This window comes from Micrococcus sp. H39-S4 (assembly GCF_027158145.1).
In the GTDB taxonomy this organism is placed as follows: domain Bacteria; phylum Actinomycetota; class Actinomycetes; order Actinomycetales; family Micrococcaceae; genus Micrococcus; species Micrococcus luteus.
Genome location: NZ_JAPVLT010000005.1, coordinates 98972 through 116694, shown reverse-complemented (window position 1 = coordinate 116694; position 17723 = coordinate 98972). Strand labels below are relative to the sequence as shown.

At 74.8% G+C, this 17723-nt stretch carries 15 protein-coding genes; 4 read left to right on the top strand and 11 right to left on the bottom strand.

Features of this window, described 5'->3' with window-relative positions; all coding sequences use genetic code 11:
• Window positions 1-79: 79 nt before the first annotated feature.
• The 3 genes from acnA to O3T09_RS06770 form a co-directional block, all read right to left on the bottom strand.
• Entirely contained in the window at window positions 80-2782 is a 2703-nt protein-coding gene (acnA, locus tag O3T09_RS06780) for an aconitate hydratase AcnA (protein WP_020625084.1), read from the bottom strand.
• A 201-nt stretch (window positions 2783-2983) separates the two neighbouring features.
• A complete protein-coding gene (locus tag O3T09_RS06775; protein ID WP_020625083.1) occupies window positions 2984-4456 on the bottom strand; it encodes a class I SAM-dependent RNA methyltransferase in 1473 nt (490 codons plus the stop codon).
• A 159-nt stretch (window positions 4457-4615) separates the two neighbouring features.
• On the bottom strand, window positions 4616-6568 hold the full coding sequence (locus tag O3T09_RS06770; RefSeq protein WP_036382845.1) for an APC family permease: 1953 nt from the start codon (window positions 6566-6568) through the stop codon (window positions 4616-4618).
• Between the two features lie 134 nt (window positions 6569-6702).
• Here O3T09_RS06770 and O3T09_RS06765 point away from each other — a divergent pair, with 134 nt between their 5' ends.
• Together O3T09_RS06765 and O3T09_RS06760 are read left to right on the top strand one after the other, a co-directional pair.
• Entirely contained in the window at window positions 6703-7404 is a 702-nt protein-coding gene (locus O3T09_RS06765; protein ID WP_020625081.1) for a potassium channel family protein, read from the top strand.
• Window positions 7401-8114, top strand: coding sequence for a potassium channel family protein (locus O3T09_RS06760; RefSeq protein ID WP_020625080.1), 714 nt, complete (start codon window positions 7401-7403; stop codon window positions 8112-8114). The genes O3T09_RS06765 and O3T09_RS06760 overlap by 4 nt, the downstream gene beginning before the upstream one ends.
• On the opposite strand, the gene O3T09_RS06755 is transcribed toward O3T09_RS06760, so the two are convergent.
• Genes O3T09_RS06755 through dut form a run of 4 tightly spaced genes read right to left on the bottom strand, consistent with a single transcriptional unit; the run spans window position 8066 to window position 10363 of the window.
• Window positions 8066-8770, bottom strand: a complete 705-nt coding sequence (locus tag O3T09_RS06755) for a DUF3159 domain-containing protein (protein ID WP_020625079.1) — start codon at window positions 8768-8770, stop codon at window positions 8066-8068. The two genes, O3T09_RS06760 and O3T09_RS06755, sit on opposite strands and share 49 nt — an antisense overlap.
• 23 nt (window positions 8771-8793) lie before the next feature.
• Window positions 8794-9111: an OB-fold nucleic acid binding domain-containing protein gene (locus O3T09_RS06750; protein ID WP_020625078.1), complete on the bottom strand. Its 318-nt coding sequence runs from the start codon at window positions 9109-9111 to the stop codon at window positions 8794-8796.
• The gene (locus O3T09_RS06745; protein ID WP_020625077.1) at window positions 9108-9884 is read right to left on the bottom strand and encodes a DUF3710 domain-containing protein; all 777 of its coding nucleotides are present in this window, start codon (window positions 9882-9884) and stop codon (window positions 9108-9110) included. Before O3T09_RS06745 ends, O3T09_RS06750 begins: the two co-directional genes overlap by 4 nt.
• Window positions 9881-10363, bottom strand: a complete 483-nt coding sequence (dut, locus tag O3T09_RS06740; protein WP_020625076.1) for a dUTP diphosphatase — start codon at window positions 10361-10363, stop codon at window positions 9881-9883. The genes O3T09_RS06745 and dut overlap by 4 nt, the downstream gene beginning before the upstream one ends.
• Window positions 10364-10480: 117 nt before the next feature.
• Between dut and O3T09_RS06735 the strand changes: the two genes are divergently transcribed.
• The gene (locus O3T09_RS06735) at window positions 10481-11023 is read left to right on the top strand and encodes a DUF3093 domain-containing protein (RefSeq protein WP_020625075.1); all 543 of its coding nucleotides are present in this window, start codon (window positions 10481-10483) and stop codon (window positions 11021-11023) included.
• Window positions 11024-11042: 19 nt separating this feature from the next.
• Here O3T09_RS06735 and O3T09_RS06730 read toward each other — a convergent pair whose 3' ends face one another.
• A complete protein-coding gene (locus tag O3T09_RS06730) occupies window positions 11043-11342 on the bottom strand; it encodes a DUF4193 domain-containing protein (protein ID WP_002858157.1) in 300 nt (99 codons plus the stop codon).
• Between the two features lie 291 nt (window positions 11343-11633).
• On the opposite strand from O3T09_RS06730, the gene sepH reads away from it, so the two are divergent.
• Window positions 11634-13058, top strand: coding sequence for a septation protein SepH (sepH, locus tag O3T09_RS06725; protein WP_020625074.1), 1425 nt, complete (start codon window positions 11634-11636; stop codon window positions 13056-13058).
• Between the two features lie 30 nt (window positions 13059-13088).
• Here sepH and O3T09_RS06720 read toward each other — a convergent pair whose 3' ends face one another.
• The 3 genes from O3T09_RS06720 to O3T09_RS06710 are packed head-to-tail and all read right to left on the bottom strand — an operon-like array spanning window position 13089 to window position 17722.
• Window positions 13089-14270, bottom strand: a complete 1182-nt coding sequence (locus O3T09_RS06720) for an alkaline phosphatase family protein (protein WP_043279609.1) — start codon at window positions 14268-14270, stop codon at window positions 13089-13091.
• Complete coding sequence (locus O3T09_RS06715) at window positions 14267-14935, bottom strand: DUF5998 family protein (protein WP_036382843.1); 669 nt, start codon at window positions 14933-14935, stop codon at window positions 14267-14269. The genes O3T09_RS06720 and O3T09_RS06715 overlap by 4 nt, the downstream gene beginning before the upstream one ends.
• A gap of 57 nt (window positions 14936-14992) precedes the next feature.
• Window positions 14993-17722, bottom strand: a complete 2730-nt coding sequence (locus O3T09_RS06710; protein WP_044659531.1) for a bifunctional acetate--CoA ligase family protein/GNAT family N-acetyltransferase — start codon at window positions 17720-17722, stop codon at window positions 14993-14995.
• Window position 17723 lies beyond the last annotated feature (1 nt).

The following is a 17723-nucleotide window of genomic DNA, read 5'->3' as shown; positions in this document are numbered from 1 at the left end:
CGGCGGCCCGCCGCCCTCCGTGCGGAGGGCGGCGGGCCGCCGTCGTCGTGGTGCCCGCGCGCGGGCGGTGTCCCGTGGATCAGGCCTTCGCGGCGATCTGACGGAGCACGTACTGCAGGATGCCGCCGTTGCGGTAGTACTCGGCCTCACCGGGGGTGTCGATGCGGACGACCGCGTCGAACTCGGTGACCCTGCCGTCCTCACCGGTGGCCGTGACCTTCACGGTCTTCGGCGTGGTGCCCTCGTTGAGGGCGGTGATGCCGGAGATGTCGAAGGTCTCGGTGCCGGTCAGGCCCAGCGAGTCGGCGTTCTCACCCTCCGGGAACTGCAGCGGCAGCACGCCCATGCCGATGAGGTTCGAGCGGTGGATGCGCTCGAAGGACTCCGTGATCACGGCCTTGACGCCCAGGAGCGCGGTGCCCTTGGCCGCCCAGTCACGGGAGGAGCCGGAGCCGTACTCCTTGCCGCCCAGGACCACCAGCGGGGTGCCCTGCTCGGCGTAGTTCTGCGCCGCGTCGTACACGTAGGCCTGCGGGGCGCCCTCCTGGGTGAAGTCGCGCGTGAAGCCGCCCTCCACGCCGTCGAGCAGCTGGTTCTTGATGCGGATGTTCGCGAACGTGCCGCGGATCATGACCTCGTGGTTGCCACGACGGGATCCGTAGGAGTTGAAGTCCTTGCGCTGCACGCCGTTCTCCAGCAGGTAGCGGCCCGCCGGGGTGTCCGACTTGAAGGAGCCGGCCGGGGAGATGTGGTCCGTGGTCACGGAGTCACCCAGCTTGAGCAGGACGCGGGCGCCGGAGATGTCCGACACCGGGTCCGGCTGCATGGTCATGCCCTCGAAGTACGGGGGCTTGCGCACGTAGGTGGACTTCTCGTCCCACTCGAAGGTGGAGCCCGAGGGGGTCTCCAGGGACTGCCAGCGCTCGTCGCCGTCGAAGATCGTGGCGTACTGCGAGGTGAACATCTCGGTGTCGATCGACGCGTCGATGATCTGCTGGACCTCGGTCGGGTCCGGCCAGATGTCCTTGAGGAAGACGTCGTTGCCCTCCGTGTCCTGGCCCAGGGCCTCGTTCTCGAAGTCGAAGTCCATGGTGCCGGCCAGGGCGTAGGCGACCACCAGCGGCGGGGAGGCCAGGTAGTTCATCTTCACGTCCGGGTTGATGCGGCCCTCGAAGTTGCGGTTGCCGGAGAGCACCGCGGTCACGGACAGGTCGTTCTCCTGGATGGCCTCGGAGATCTCGGACTCCAGCGGGCCGGAGTTGCCGATGCAGGTGGTGCAGCCGTAGCCGACCACGTTGAAGCCGAGGTCGTTGAGGGACTCGCGCAGCCCGGACTTCTCGTAGTAGTCGGTCACCACGCGGGAGCCCGGGGCCACGGAGGTCTTCACCCACGGCTTGGACTTCAGGCCCTTGGCGACCGCGTTGCGGGCCAGCACGCCGGCCGCCATCATCACGGAGGGGTTTGACGTGTTGGTGCACGAGGTGATCGAGGCGATGGACACGGCACCGTGGTCCAGCTGGAACTGGCGGCCGTCCGGCATGGCCACGTCCACGAGCTTGGACGGGCGGCCCTCGCCGGCCTCGTCCTGCGTGGCGTAGTTGTGCAGGTCCTTGCGGAACTGGTCCTTGGAGTCGGTGAGCTCGATGCGGTCCTGGGGACGCTTCGGGCCGGAGATGGAGGGCACCACGGTGGACAGGTCCAGCTCGAGGTACTCGGAGTAGGCGACCTCGGAGGACGGGTCGTGCCACATCCCCTGCTCCTTGGTGTACGCCTCCACGAGGGCGACCTGCTCCTCGGAGCGGCCGGTCAGGCGCAGGTAGTCGAGGGTGACCTCGTCGATCGGGAAGATCGCGGCGGTGGAGCCGAACTCGGGCGACATGTTGCCGATGGTGGCGCGGTTGGCCAGGGGCACGGAGCCGACGCCCTCGCCGTAGAACTCGACGAACTTGCCGACCACGCCGTGCTGGCGGAGCATCTCGGTGATGGTCAGCACCACGTCGGTCGCGGTGGCGCCGGACGGGATGCTGCCGGTCAGCTTGAAGCCCACGACCCGCGGGATCAGCATGGACACGGGCTGGCCGAGCATCGCGGCCTCGGCCTCGATGCCGCCGACGCCCCAGCCGAGCACGCCCAGGCCGTTGACCATGGTGGTGTGCGAGTCGGTGCCGACGCAGGAGTCCGGGTAGGCGCGCAGCACGCCGTCGACCTCGCGGGTCATCACGGTGCGGGCCAGGTTCTCGATGTTGACCTGGTGGACGATGCCCATGCCCGGGGGGACGACCTTGAAGTCGTCGAAGGCGGTCTGGCCCCAGCGCAGGAACTTGTAGCGCTCGCCGTTGCGCTCGTACTCGATCTCCATGTTCCGCTCGATGGCGGCGTCGTTGCCGAAGGAGTCGATCTGCACGGAGTGGTCGATCACGAGCTCGGCCGGGGAGAGCGGGTTCACGCGCTCCGGGTCGCCGCCCAGGTCCTGGATGGCCTCACGCATGGTGGCCAGGTCCACGACGCAGGGCACGCCGGTGAAGTCCTGCATGATCACGCGCGCCGGCGTGAACTGGATCTCGGTGTCCGGCTGGGCGTTCGGGTCCCAGGCGGCCAGGGCCTTGATCTGGTCGGCGGTCACGTTGGCGCCGTCCTCGGTGCGCAGCAGGTTCTCCAGCAGCACCTTCAAGGAGTAGGGCAGCTTCTGCGCCCCCTCGACCTTGTTCAGACGGAAAATCTCATACTCGGCGCCCTTGACGTCCAGGACGCCCTTGGAGCCGAAGCTGTCGACGGTGGTCACGAGAGGACTCCTCTTCCCGCCCGGTTTCCTCCGGGCGCTCGTCCAGTGGGGGGTGGTCACCCGCGGCCGCGGACCGCGCCCCGTCCGGGACGGGCGTCGTCTGCGTCACAGGTGCCGCACTGCGTCCCAGGGTACCGCGCCGGTCCCGTGTGACGCGGGCATGGCGCGCGGCGGCCCGCAGGCCGCCACGCGGATGCCGGGTCAGATCTCGACGACGGCCGCGGCCGGGGCGCTCTGGGCGGCCGGCACCAGCACGGTCACCGACTCGAGGTGGTGGGTGTCCGGGTAGAGGTCGAACACGCGGGCGCGCTCCACCTCGTAGCCGCCGTCGCGCAGCCACGCCAGGTCGCGGGCGAACGAGGCGGGGTCGCACGAGACGTACACGATGCGGCCCGGCTCGAGCGCGAGGATGCGCTCGATCGCCCGCCGCCCCGCGCCCGCCCGCGGCGGGTCCAGGACGACGGTGTCCAGCGCGGCACCGCCGAGGCCGCCGTCCGCCACGGGACGCTCGGGGTACTTCAGCCAGCTGCCGAGCACCTTGTCCGTGGGGCCGTTGAGCACCGAGGCCTGCGGCTGGTCGTGCAGGTTGCGGCGGGCGTCCTTCGAGGCCTGGCGGGAGGCCTCCACCGAGTACACGCGGCCCTCGGGTCCCACGGCGTCCGCCAGGTACGCGCTGAACAGGCCGGCGCCGCCGTAGAGGTCGGCCACGACCTGGCCCGGCTCGACGCGCGCGTCCTCGAGCACCGCGTCCACGAGGGTGGCCGGGGCGTGCTGGTGGACCTGCCAGAAGCCGTCACCCGTGACGCGGAAGCGCTTGGTGCCGCCGCGCTCGGACTCCACGGTCTCCTCGACCCAGGTCTTGCCGGTGATGCGCTCGACCTTGACCGGCTGGAACTGCTTCGGGCCGGGCAGGGCCAGGCCGGTGGAGACGTCCACGCCGCACGCATTGGCCGCCTGGCGGATCCGGGTGCGCAGCCGGCCGAGCTTGACCTCGTCCGCCCGCGTCTGCGGGGTGGGCGTCACCAGCACGAGGGGGCGGGAGCCGGAGGCCGGCGTCGCGACGTCCACGCGGGCGGCTCCGGTGAAGTCCCAGTCCCACAGGGCGAGCGCATCGAGGGCCGGCACGCCGAGCGGCATGTTGCGCACGGGTAGGAGGGTCGCCGAACGGTAGGCGTGCATCGCGATGTGCCCCTGGGGGGTCACCGCGAACGCGTTCCGGGTCCGCCAGCGCTGGCCGGTGGGCTCGTCCTCGGAGCCGGCGAAGCACACCTCCGGCTCCACCGCGAGGTCGGCGATGCGGTGCACCGTGTCCCGGAAGACCTGGGCCTTGAGCCGGCGCTGGTGCGGGACCACGATGTGGCCGAACTCGGCGCCGCCCACGGGCGGGCGACCCGAGGCGTGGGCGCGCAGCATGTCCGCGAGCTTCCACTGGTGGATGCGGCGGAACTCGGAGGGCCGCAGCACCTCCACGACGTCGCCGCGCCAGAAGCGGGCCCCGTCCTCGGCCTCGGTCAGGGCCACCCGGACCTTCTCGCCGGGCACGGCGTGGCGCACGAAGACGACCCGCCCCTCGTGCCGGGCCACGCAGTGGCCGCCGTGGGCCATGGCCCCGACCTCCACCTCGATGGTCCTCCCGATCCCGGTGACGTCTGTGGACGTGTCGACGACTGCCATGTCTGGCTCCTCTCGCATCGCAGCGCGCTTCAGGTCTTGCCCTGAGCATCGACTGGTCAGATCATCATCATCCTTGCAGACCGATGCGGCTGTGTCGCCTCGATCGTGGGCGCGCCGTCGGACGGCGTCATCCGCCGCTCCCCGGGGGCGCCGGGGCGGTCAAGAGCCCTGGCCCTCGTGGACCTGCCACGGCACCGAGCCCACCATCACGCCCGGCTCCCGCTGCAGTCGCCGCGTCTGGCGGGTGGCGGTCCGGTTGTGCAGGAGCGTGCGCCAGCCCGGCCGGACCACGTACTCCGGGATGAACACCATGGTCAGGTCCCGCGGGGAGCGGCGTCGGTGCTCGCGCACATGCCGCACCAGGGGGGCCACCGTGTCGCGGTAGGGCGAGGCGATCACGGTGAGCGACATCGGCAGGCCGGCACGCTCCCAGGCGTCGATCACCTCCAGGGTGGCGGCGCGCTCGGCGTCCACGACGACGGCCTCGAGGGAGGACGGCCGCGACGCGCGGGCGTAGGCCAGCGCCCGCAGCGCCGGCCGGTCCAGCGTGGTCACGACGACCACCACGTGGACCCGCGAGGGCAGGGCCCGCGCGTCGTCCTGGGGGTCCGGTGCGAGCTCGCGGTCCACGTCCGCGTAGTGGCGGCGGATCCGCCCCATAACCAGCGAGCCGAGCACGATCGCCAGCAGCGCCACCCACGCGCCCTGCGTGAAGCGGGTGACCAGGACGACGACGCCCGCCAGCGCCGTGACCACCCAGGCCACCGCCGTGATGATCAGGCGCAGCCGGACGGCCGCGCGGGCCCGGGCGCCCGGTGTGTGCACGAGCCGGCGGCGCCACAGCCGCAGCATGCCGGCCTGCGCGAGCGTGAAGGCCAGCAGCACGCCGATGACGTAGAGCTGCACGAGCAGGGCGGTCCGGGCCTCGAAGAACAGCACGAGCGAGAGGGCCACGGCCCCCATCCCGAGGACGCTCCACGTGTGCACCAGCCGGTCGCTGCGGACCCTCAGCTGCCGGGGCAGGTAGCCGTCCTCGGCCACGCGCGCGGCCAGGGCGGGGAACGAGCGGAACGCCGACTTGGCCGCGAACAGCAGGAGCAGGGCGGTGGCCGCGATGGTGGCGACGGACAGGATGCTGCCCGGGCCGTACACGGTGTCCGCGAGCTGGGCGAGCACGGGGGCGGGGGCGCGGTCGGGCGTGACCTCGGCACCCGCGGCGTCCCGGAGGTTCTCCAGCTCCAGCCCGACGACGACGCCGGTGCGCTGGGCCAGGTGCATGACGCCCACGGTCAGCGCGCCGAGGGTGAGGGCCATCACGGTGAGCACCCACCGCACCGTGGGCACGGCCGGCCGGGCCATCAGGCGGGTGCTCGAGACCGGCACCTCGACGCCGGTGAGCAGCACCGATCCCGCGCTGAACGCGCGCAGGGCGAGCAGCGCCGTCGCCACGGTGCCGACGGTCCCGCCGACCCCGGCGCCCTCCTGCGTCCAGCCGGCCGTCGGCGCCGCGCCGAGCAGCCCACGGCCCTCCTGCCACAGGCCCGCCAGGACGAGCAGCGCGGTCAGGGCGACGAACACGCTCACGAGCACGGGCAGCACCCACCGGGACAGCCGCACCCCGCGGAGCGCGGCCAGCAGTACGCCCACGAGCGCGGCCGAGGCCACCAGCACGCGGCTGCCGACGGTGAGTCCGGGGGCCAGCGCCGCCACGAAGTGGGCGAAGGCGGCCACGGAGACCGCGGCGGTGAACACGAAGTCCAGCAGGAGCGCGGCCGAGGCGACGACGCCGGCCCTCGGGCCCAGCTTCATGCCGGCCATGTGATAGATGCCGCCGTGCGGAACGGCGGCGACCGCGGCGCGGAAGGACACGACGATGAGCAGCATCACCGCGACGACGGCCCAGCCGACGGCGGGTCCGAGCGCGAGCGCGGACGTGCCGGCCGCGACCAGGGTGAGGATGACCTCGTCCGGGGCGTAGGCGAGGGAGGACAGGGCGTTCGACGACGTCACGGGCAGCGCCCGCCACCGGTTCATGCGGGGCTCGTCGGCGGCGTGCGACGTCACGGGGCGACCGAGGAGGCCGCGGCGCAGGAGGGAGGACAGCGTGGCCACCGCACCACGGTACCCCCGCCGGGCCCGGACGCCGCGGCGACGCGGATGCTCCCGGACGTGCCCGCCGGATGCGAGGATGGAGCGCGCGTCGGCTCCCCGGCGCACGGAGCACCGCACGAGAGGCAGGGACGGGCATGGCCCACTACGTGATCGTCGGCGGCGGACGGGTGGGCACCCGGTTGGCGGCCGCGCTGGACGCGGCCGGTCACGGCGTCGCCCTCGTGGACCGCGACCCGCGGACCGTGGAGGGGCTGGCCCCCGGCTTCTCCGGCGAGCTCGTGGCCGGCGTGGGCTTCGACCGCTCCGCGCTGCTCGCCGCCGGCATCGACCGCGCGCAGGGCCTGGCGGCCGTGACCGCGGACGACAACACGAACATCATCGCCGCCCGCGTGGCCCGCGAGACCTTCCACGTGGACCACGTGGTGGCGCGCATCTACGACGCCGACCGGGCCCGGCTGTACCAGCGCCTCGGCATCCCCACGGTCGCCTCGATCCAGTGGACGGCCGACCAGGTGCTGCACCGGCTGCTGCCGGCCGGCACCGCCGACGCGGAGCACCGCGACGCCTCCGGCCGGCTGCTCGTGACCGAGCTGGTCCCCCACTCTTCGTGGTGGGGCCGTCGGCTGACCGACGTCGAGTCCACGGTGGGGATGCGCATCGCCTACCTCACCCGGCTCGGCGACGGCCAGCTGCCCCGGCCGGGCGACCGCCTGCAGGAGGGCGACGTGCTGCACGCCGTCTACCCGGTGGACCGCCGGGACCAGGTGGAGGCCGCCCTGCAGGGCGAGGCACGCGTGCCGGACGGCACGGACGAGGACGAGGAGGGACGGGCATGAGGGCCGTCATCGCCGGAGCCGGCGCCGTGGGCGCCTCCATCGCGCGGGAGCTGCACGCGCACGGCCACGAGGTGGTCGTCGTCGAGGCGCGCACGGACGCGGCCCGCAAGGCCGACGTCGGCGGCGCACGCCTCGTCCTCGGGGATGCGTGCGACCTGACCGTGCTCGAGCAGTGCGGCGCCCTGGAGGCGGACGTGCTCGTCGCGGCGACCGGCGACGACCGGGTCAACCTCGTGTGCTCCCTGCTGAGCCGCTCGGAGTTCGGCGTCGGCCGCACCGTGGCTCGCGTCAACAACCCGCTCAACGACTGGCTCTTCGACGAGTCGTGGGGCGTGGACGTGGCCGTGTCCACCCCCTCGATCATGACGGCGCTCGTGGAGGAGGCCGTGGAGACCGGGGACCTCGTGCGCCTGCTCAGGCTGGAGGCCGGCGGCGCGGCGCTGTCCGAGTTCCGGGTCCCGGCAAAGCACTGGCTCGAGGGCCGGCGCATCGGCACCGTGTCCTGGCCGCAGGAGGCTCCGCTCGTGGCGGTCGTGCGCGACGGCGCCCCCCGGCAGGCGTCGGCGGACGAGGTCCTGGAGGTGGGCGACGAGCTCTTCTTCCTGGCCGCCGGCTCCGCCGAGCCGGCCCTGCGTCGCCTCCTCGTCGGCGAGGGCCGCGCTCAGGGACGCTCGGAGGCGGCGGAGTCCGCCGGCACGCCGTCGTCCTGACCGGGCGAGCTGACGGACCAGGCGAGCCAGAGCCCCAGGGCATAGAGCGGCAGGCCCATCACCAGGCGGGCCACCCCGAGCGCGGTGACGGCGTCCCCGAGGTAGAGGGGCACCTGCACCGCCAGGCGCAGCGCGAACACGGCCACGAGGATCCAGGTGGCCGCGGCGTAGGCGCGGCGCCGACGCCGGTGGGCCCGCCAGCGGGTGCCCTCGGCGCGCACGAGGCCGAGCACCAGGCCCGCCGCGGGCCAGCCCACGAGGACGGACACCGCGAACGCGAGGCCGTAGGCGGCGTTGGTGACGAAGCCCCACAGGTAGTAGTCGCGGGCCTGGCCGGTGGTCAGGGAGACCACGACGGACAGGACGACGACGGCGAGGCCGGCCAGCACCTGGACCGGCGACTGGCGCTGGACGAGGCGCGCGACGCCCAGCACGAGTGCGACCGCGACGGCCGCCACGCCGGAGGGCCACACCTGCTGGGTGGCGACGTAGCCGACCATGTAGACGAGGGTGGGCAGGGAGGCCTCGACGATGCCGCGCCAGCCACCGACGCTGCCCAGCGCGTCGAGGCGGCCGCGCTCGTCCAGGCGGGCTCGAGACGGCAGGGGGCCGGCCCCGTCCGGGGCGGCGGTGACGGGGCCACGCGGCTCGGTCATGGGCTCTCCTCTCGGGGCCGTGCTCAGCGCGTGGCCTCGGGCGCGTCGACCAGGTCGAACTCGGGGTTGTGCAGGGTGGGCACGCCGTCCATCTGGGTGACGCGGCCGCGGACCGTCAGCCACTCCCCCGGCATGACACCGGGCACGCGGCGCCGCCCGTGCCAGACCAGCTGCAGCGTCTCCGCGGGCGCCATGCTCCCGGGCGCGGGCAGGCGGTCGGCCAAGACCGCGCGGAAGACGGTCGCCTCGTCCGCGCCGGGCAGTGTGACGGAGGCGATGACGCCGCGGCGCTCGATGCGGCCCGCGGCGCCGGTCGGGCGGGCTGCGACGGCGGGGCTCACCGGGTCTCCGTGATCTCCGGACCGCGCTCGGGCAGCGCGGTGGCCTCCGGTGCCGCGCCGTCCCCCGGGCCGGTGGCGGTGTCCGCGAGCACGTCCCGGCCCTCGTCCGGGGCCGGGCGGCGACGCTGCAGCGGGCGCGCGTTGGGAGGCGGACGCAGGGGCAGCAGCTCGCGCGGCGGGAGCGGCTCGTCGCCCCGCACCACGACCAGGTCGGAGAACACCTGTTCCAGCGGCTCGGCGGCCTCCGGCTGGAAGGCGGCCTCGCCGTGGAACACGCCGCGGACGAACCAGCGCGGACCGTCCACGCCCACGAACCGGGCGACGTTCCACCCCGGCGAGCCGTCCGGCAGCGCCGCCGGCACGCGCGTGAGGATCTCGATGCCGAAGCGGCCGGTCTGCTCCTGCACGGTCGCGTGGGCGGTGGTCGACAGGGAGTCGTGCAGCTCGGCGCGCAGGTCGTCCCACAGGCCCGTGCGGCGCGGGGCGCTGAACGCCTGGACCTGCAGCGCCGAGCGGCCGAGGCTGACGGTGGCGGCGACGATCCGCTTCGTCGCGTCCTCGACGTCGAGGCGCAGCTTCATGCCCTGGACCGCCCGCAGGCGCAGCGACCCCAGGTCGATCATGCCGGCGGGATCCGGGCGGGTGGCGACGTCGTGCGGACCGACGTCGGCTGCCTCCGGCGCGGCGGCGATCTCGAGGTCGCGCTCCTCCAGCAGCTCGGCCGGCAGGCTGACCTGCTCGTGGCGCACGGTGCGGTTGCGTCCGAAGATCACGACGTCCTCCCAGGGGTGTTGTCGGCGGTGAAGCCGCCGGTCGAGCCGAAGCCGCCGGCCCCGCGCTCGGAGTCGGGCAGCGCGTCCACGGGCTCGAAGCGGGCCCGCACGACCGGCTGCAGCACGAGCTGGGCGATCCGGTCGCCGCGGCGCAGCACGATCGGCTCCGTCGGGTCCAGGTTGATCAGGGGCACCTTGATCTCGCCGCGGTAGCCGGCGTCGATGGTGCCGGGGGCGTTGACGACGCTCAGGCCGTGGCGGACCGCGAGGCCCGAGCGGGGGTGCACGAACCCCGCGTGGCCCTCCGGGATGGCCAGCGCCACGCCGGTCGGCACGAGGGCGCGCTCTCCCGGGGCCAGGGTCACGTCGACGGCGGTGCGCAGGTCCGCGCCCGCGTCGCCCGGCTGCGCGTAGGCGGGCGGGGCCAGGCCCGGATCGAGGGCGTGCAGGGGCACGGGCAGCTCGGCGGAGTCGGTCACGAGGCCCGACCCTACACGAGCACCCGTCGGCCCGGGGCCGCGTCGAGGCGGCCGGGCGGGCGCCCTCGCCGGTGCCGCGCGGCGGGACCGGAGTCCGGATGTGGGAAGCTGGGACCCATGCGTGATCCCCAGCAGCACCCCGTCGCCGATGCCTCCCGCCGCGCCCCCGGGGGCGCCGCGGCGGGACCCGATCCGGTCCTGTTCGAGGAGCGGTTGACGCCCTCCCCGGGGGTCTGGGCCGTGGCGCTCATGCTGGCGGCGCTGACGATACTCGTGTTCGCGCCGATCGACCTCGGGGTGGGCATCGCGGCCGCCGTCGCGTTCTTCGCCGTCGAGGTCCTGATCCTGGTGGCCACCACCCCGCGCATCGTGGTGCGCGAACGCACCCTCCAGGTGGGCCGCGCCAGCATCGAACGGCACCACGTCGGTCAGGTCACGGGGTATCGCGGCGAGGACGCCCGGGCCCAGCGCGGCCCGCTGCTGCACGGGCTGGCCTTCGTGAACGTGCGCGGCTGGATCGCGCCCGTCGTGCGGATCCAGCTGACCGACGAGCGCGACCGCACACCCTACTGGCTGACCAGCACCCGGCGTCCGGAGGAGCTGGTCGCGGCCCTCGGCGGGACCATGGCCCGGCAGGAGGGGACGGCCGAGGGCCGCTGACCGCCCCGGCGGCGGGGGCTCAGCCCTCGCAGTCGGTGCAGTAGATCAGGCCGTTCTTCTCACGCGCGGCCTGCGAGCGATGGCGGACCAGGAAGCAGGAGGCGCAGGTGAACTCATCCGACTGGGCGGGCAGCACCCGCACCATCAGCTCTTCACCCGAGAGGTCGGCGCCGGGCAGCTCGAACCCCTCGGCGGCCTCCGCTTCGTCCTCGTCCACGACGGCGGACTGGGTGTCCGTGCGCCGTGCCTTCAGCTCCTCGATGGAGTTCTGGCTCAGCTCTTCCTCGTTCTTGCGAGGGGCGTCGTAGTCAGTGGCCATGGGGTTTCACGCTCCGCTGGTGGGGGACGGCACCGGGACCGGTGCCGGCACTGCGCGGGCGGCGTCGTGGGCGGACCACGCGTCACCGGCCTGCGCCGTTGCGCGTAGATTGTGCACCATGCCCGAACCCGTGCCAAATGTTGTCGGGCACGCTCGCCCAGGGCGGATTCGCGCGGGCGCTCGTCCCTCGCCCGGGCCGTGGTCTGCGGCACGGCGGCTAGGATCGGGGCATGCCCGGCCGGGCGTCCGCATGCCCGGTGACCAGAACACGATGTGGGAGGGACCACCGCCATGGCAGAGCTGCGACTGACCGGACCCACCGAGGACGGCGACGCGCTGCGCCTGTCGGGGCCCGAGGGCGAGGAGCACACGCTCCCCCTCTCCCCCTATCTGCGCCGGCTGGTCATCGAGGGCGCCGCGCCCGAGGACGGGCGACCGGCCGAGGACGGCCCCGCGGCCTGGCACGACATGACGGAGATGGACGTCCCCGGGGCGGACGACGAGGACGCCGAGGGACCGGTGGACGCGGCGACGCACGCCGACGATGCCGCGGCGGAGGACGAGCGGGCTCCCGAGGCGCCCTCCGGCCCGGCCCGGCCGGACGAGGACCTCGCGCTCACCCCGCGGATCGACCCGCGGCCCGTGGCCGACGACTCGACCGCGGACGGACCGACCCCGGCGCCGCTGACCGACCAGGAGTCCGTCAAGGCCGCCGCGACCCAGGAGGCCGTGCCCCTCACCCCCCGGGAGATCCAGCAGCGCATCCGTGCGGGCGCCTCCGTGGAGCAGGTGGCCCGGGAGAGCGGGAACGCGTTCTCGCGCATCCGCACCTACGGTCACCCCGTCTTGGCCGAGCGCGACTGGATCGCCCGGCAGGCCCGCGCCGTCGAGGTCTGGGTCGGCGGGCCCGACCTCTACTCGGACCTCGTCCAGGACGGCGGCCCCACCACGCTCGGCGAGCTCGCCGCGCACCGGCTCGCCGAGCTGGGCGTGGACGAGGCGAGCCTCGAGTGGGACGCGTGGCGCGAGGACCAGGCCGGCTGGACCGTGGCCGCCCGGTTCGCCGTGGCCGGTGCGAGGAGTCTGCCCACCCGCGAGGAGCCGCCGGCGCTCTGGACGTTCCGCCCGGCCGGACGCCACCTCGAACCCGAGAACGCCTGGGCCCGCGCCCTGTCCGAGGCGGAGGCCTGGGACCTGGTCCCCCGCGCCCCCGCGGCCGAACCGGTGACGGACGACGTGGACGCCGAGGACGCCGTGACCCCCGCGGGTGCGCACTCCCCGGCCGCCGACCGCGACGCCGATCTGCTGGAGATCCTGCGGGTGCGCCGGGGTCAGCGTGTGGGCGCGGACCTGGAGTCGGACGACGCGCTCGCGCACCTGATCGCTCGCGAGCACCAGGACCGGAGTCGGCGCGAGGCCGCCCAGGCGCCCGAGCGGCTCGCCCCGGTCGACGCCGAGGGGGCCCTGACGACCGCCGACGACGCCCCGGTCGTCGACGCGCCGGAACCGGCCGCCGAGACCGACCGCGCCGAGGACACTGCCGCAGACGTCGCGGACGCGGGTGTCGAGGACGAGGGGGCGGAGCCCGCGCCTCGCGAGCGTGCCGCGCGCCCTGCCATGCCGACCGTCACGCCGCGCCCCCGGGCCCGCTCGGCCGCTCGCCGCGCGTCCGTGCCCAGCTGGGACGAGATCGTCTTCGGCCGCAAGGGCGACTGACCCCGGCCCGGCCCCGGCCGCGGGGCGGGCTCAGCGGTGCCAGGTGAGCAGCGGGACCTCCCGCTCGGCGCGCGTGGGCGCGCCGTGCTGGCCCACCATCTCGAAGGCGTGCGGGGGCACCCGCCGGCCGTCGTAGAGGGCCAGATCCCCGTGCACGGCGACGAGCAGATCCCCGATGCGGGCACGGACCCGGTCCTCGACGACGGCGCCGAACCAGCCGGCGTCGACGGCCTCGTCCCGCGTGAGCACCCACGCGTGCGCCCCGTAGCGCTCGGCCCAGGTGCGCCGCACCCTCGCGCGCACGTCCGGACCCGCGTCGGACCGGAAGTGCAGCTGCACGAGGCGGGGCTCCCCCGCGGTGTGCGCGATCCCCTCGAGCAGCGCGGGGTCGGCGAGCTCCCCGGCCTCGTCCAGGGCGGCGTAGTCCACGCGGCGCGACGGCGGCACGTCGACCATGCCGTGGTCGCCGGTGGCGAGCACCACCGTCCCGGCGGGCACGCGGTCCACCAGGCGCCGCACCGCCGCGTCGATCTCCTCGAGGGCGTGCAGCCACCGTTCCGAGCCCACGCCGTCCCGGTGGCCGGCCTTGTCCAGCTCGTTGACGTAGAAGTAGACGAGCGTGGGCACGCGCGCGTCCTTCATCACGCGTTCGGCGGCCTGGGCGCGGGCGATCAGGGTGCGACCGGCCACGAACCGGCCGCCACGCAGCCCCGCCCGTGTCAGGGCCGAACGCTCGAAGGCGGGCAGCGAGACCGTGACGGCGTCCACGCCGGCCGCGGCGGCGCGCTCGAACACGGTGGGCTTCGGCTGCCACCCCACCGGGTCGGTGGCCTCGTCCCAGCCGCCCAGCTGATTGATCACCACGTCCCGGTCCGGGTCGAGCACGTCGTAGCCGGCCACGCCGTGCTCCCCGACGTCCAGCCCGGTGCCCAGGCTCGTGAGGGAGGCGGCCGTCGTGGTGGGCACGGCCACCTCGAGGACGCGGCCGCCGTCGGCCATCGCCGAGCGCAGCGTGGGGGCGTGGCCGCCGAAGCGCTTCAGCAGGGACCGTCCGAGGCCGTCCACCAGGGCGACGACCACGCGGCGGCCCGCCGGGACCGCGAGCGCGTTCTCACAGCCCGGGACACCGAGGGCGGCCGCGGCGGAGGTCAGGACGGAGCGCAGGGCACGGTCGGCGGGGACCACACCCGCGGGGAGGGCGGGCCCCGTCACGTGGTGGCCGCCAGGTGGGCGCGGCGCAGGGCCCGGGCGAAGGCCAGGGCGCCGTCGACGGCCCCCTGCCCGTCGGCGTCGGCGGCGACGCGGATCACGAGGTCCTCGCGGGTGGCGGTGCCGGTGTAGCCGTGGTCGAGGTCGCACTGGGGGTCGGCGCAGCCGGCGGGCTGCAGGTCCAGGCGCTGGCCGCCGGCCCACATCAGCCCGAGGGTCATCTCGGCCACGGGGTCGGACGGCCGGAAGCGGGCGGGGTCGGCGTGGCCCGTGGTCAGGACCACGGAGCCGAGGGCGCGGACCGGGACCATCTCGGTGGAGACCTGGGCGAGGACCGCCTGGCCGGCCGGGTCGGCGGCGTGGTCGTCGAGGTGGACGGCCAGCAGGGTGTCCCCGGCGAGCACGAGGGCCGTGATGTGCCGGTGGATCTCCTCGTAGTCGAAGTGCGTGTCCACGTGGACGAGGTGCGCGTCCGGGGTGCGGCCTTCGAGCTCGACGGCGATGGCGTGCGCCACGAGGTCCGGGTAGAAGCCGGCGCGGACGAGCGAGGCGTCGAGGCCGCCGCTGCCGTCCAGGGTGCGGGCCTCGCGCTGCCGGCCCTCGGCCTCGGGGGCGTCGGGGCGGTGGTCGGGACGGCCGGGCTCGTGACTCCTGCGGAACGGGCTCATGTCCCCCATGCTACGGGTCCGGTGCCGGGCCGTCCGGGCCCGCTGTGGACGGACCGGTCAGCGGCCGCGCAGCGCGCGCCGGGCCGAGTCGGTGCGGCGGGCCGCGTTGGCGACGTGCACCTCGGCCTGCAGCACCGTCACGCCCTCGGGGGCGGCCAGCACGGGCGCGAAGCGCAGGCGGGCGACCTGCGGCAGGTCGTCCTTGAGGACGCTGACGCGGCCCACGAGGTCCTCCAGCGCGGCGAGGTCGACGGAGGGCACCCCGCCGGTGCCGCGCAGCTTCACGGCGGCGCGGGGGGCGCGGACCATGCGGGCCACGTCCCGGTCCGTGAGCGGGGGCACGCGGTGCACCCAGTCCCCCAGCAGGTCCGTGGCGTCGCCGGCGATGCCGAAGGAGACCACGGGGCCCAGCAGCGGGTCCTCGAGCGCCGTGAGCATGCAGGCCTGGCCGGCGGGGGCCATGGCCTGGACCTCGAGCTCGCGCACGCCGAACGGCGCGAGCAGACGGCGCATGTGCTCGACGTTGCGGCGCAGGGAATCGGCGTCCACCACGTTCAGGCGGACGCCGCCCAGGTCGAGTCGGTGCCGCAGGTGGGGGTCCACGGCCTTGAGCGCCACGGGGAAGCCGAGCCGCTCGGCGGCCGCCACGGCCTCGTCGGCGGTCTCGAACCGGGCCGAGGGCAGCACGGTGATCCCGTAGTGGCCCAGCAGCGTCTCGGTCTCCTCGTCGGAGAGCCGGACGAGTTCGGTGCCCTCGGCACGCGCGGCGGCCGCCTCCACGAGCTCCTCGGCCTCGTGCGGGTGCAGGCCGGTCGGCTCGAGCGGCTCGCCGACCTCCTGGCGGCGCCAGTGGACGTAGTCCGCGAGCGCGCCGAGCACGGTCATGGCCTGCTGCGGCGACGGGTAGAAGGGCAGGCCGGGCTGCAGGGAGCCGGGCTCGGCGTCGTCACCCACGGGCCCGGTGGCGCCGAGCGTGGCGCCGCGGTAGCGCGGGGAGACGACGTCGGTCAGGCAGCCGAGCACGGGGATGCGGGCGTCCCGGGTCGCGTCCGCGAGGGCGTGGGCCAGCCGCTCCGGCTCGTCGTCCGCCTGGTGCAGGCCGAGGCGGGCCAGCACCACGACGGCGTCGGCCTGCTCGTGGCGGACGGCGTCCCGGACGGCGGAGACCAGCGTCTCGGCGGGCGGGGCGATGCCCTGTTCGCTGCCGACGAGGCCGACGGTGGCCGTGACCTCCAGCCCGGCCTCGGCCGCGGCGTCGCGGCCCAGCCGGTCCAGGGCGAGCGAGTCGGCCACGAGGACGACGCGGTGGCCCGTGGGCAGCGGCTGGCTGGCCACGGCCATGAGGATGTCGAGCATGGCCTCGTGCGTGTGGGCCTCGAGCACGCCGGTCTGGTCGAGCATCGAGTCCACGGCGCCCTCGGGAGCCTGGGTGGTGCGGGTCTCGTGGCCCGGGGGCAGGAAGCGCCCGGTGACGTCGGAGCGGACCACCACGACGGGCTTGGTGCGGGAGAGCCGCCGGGCGATGCGGGAGAACTTGCGCGGGTTGCCGAACGACTCGAGGTACACGCCGACGGCGGCGGTGTGGGGGTCCGCCTCGAAGAACTGCATGGCGTCGTTGCCCGAGACGTCCGCACGGTTGCCGGCGCTGATCGAGGTGGAGATCCCCACCCCGCGGCGCTTGACGCCGGCGGAGACCATGGCGCCGACGGCGCCGGACTGGCTGAACAGGCCGACGGGGCCGCGCTGGGCCAGGCCCGGGGACGGGGAGGCGTTGAGGCGGATCGCGGGGTCGGTGCGGACCAGGCCGGCCGAGGCCGGGCCGATCACACGCATGCCGTGGGCGCGGGCGCGGGAGACCAGGCGGCGCTGGGCCTCGAGCCCCTCGGCGCCGGCGTCGGCGTAGCCCGAGGTGAGGACCACGAGGCCCTGGGCCCCGGCCGCGGCGGCCTCGGGGATGAGGGCCTCGACCTCGTCGGCGGGCACGGCGACGACGACGAGGTCGACCGGCTCGCCGATGTCGGCCAGGGAGCGGTGGGCGGTGAGGCCCTGGACGTCCTCGGCGGCGCGGTTCACGGCGTGGACGGCTCCCGTGAAGCCCGCCTCGAGGACGTGGCGCAGCACGAGCGAGCCGACGGCCTGCGGATCGCGGGAGGCGCCGACGACGGCCACGGACGCGGGCTCGACCAGCTCGGCGACGCTGCGGGACTCGGCGCGGTGCTCGCGGGACTCGACGACGGCGCGCCACCGGGCGGTGGGGTCGATGGGGAACTCGACGGCCACGACGCCGTCCTCGAACCGGCGGGTCACCTCGAAGCCGGACTCCTGGAACACCGAGAGCATCTTGCGGTTCTCGGGCAGGACCTCGGCGGTGAAGCGGCGGATGCCGTTCTCGCGGGCGGCGACGGCCAGGTGCTCCATGAGGATGGAGCCCAGCCCGCGGCCCTGCGCGGCGTCGGAGATGTTGAAGGCGACCTCCGCGGCGTCGGAGTCCCCGTAGCGGTCGTAGCGGCCCACGCCCAGCAGGCGGCCGCCCCGGGTGATCACGAACGCCACCCGGTCCCGGTGGTCCACGTGGGTGAACCGGTCCAGGTCCTTGGCGCTCAGCTCGGACTTGTACGTGAAGTAGCGCAGGTAGATGGAGTTCTCGGACTGCCCGGCGTGCATGCGCTGCAGCTCGGCGGCGTCCTCGGGCGAGATGGGCCGCAGGTGGGCCGTCGCACCGTCACGGAGCACCACATCGGCCTCCCAGTGGGAGGGATATCCGCGGACGGCTTCGGTCTCACCCATA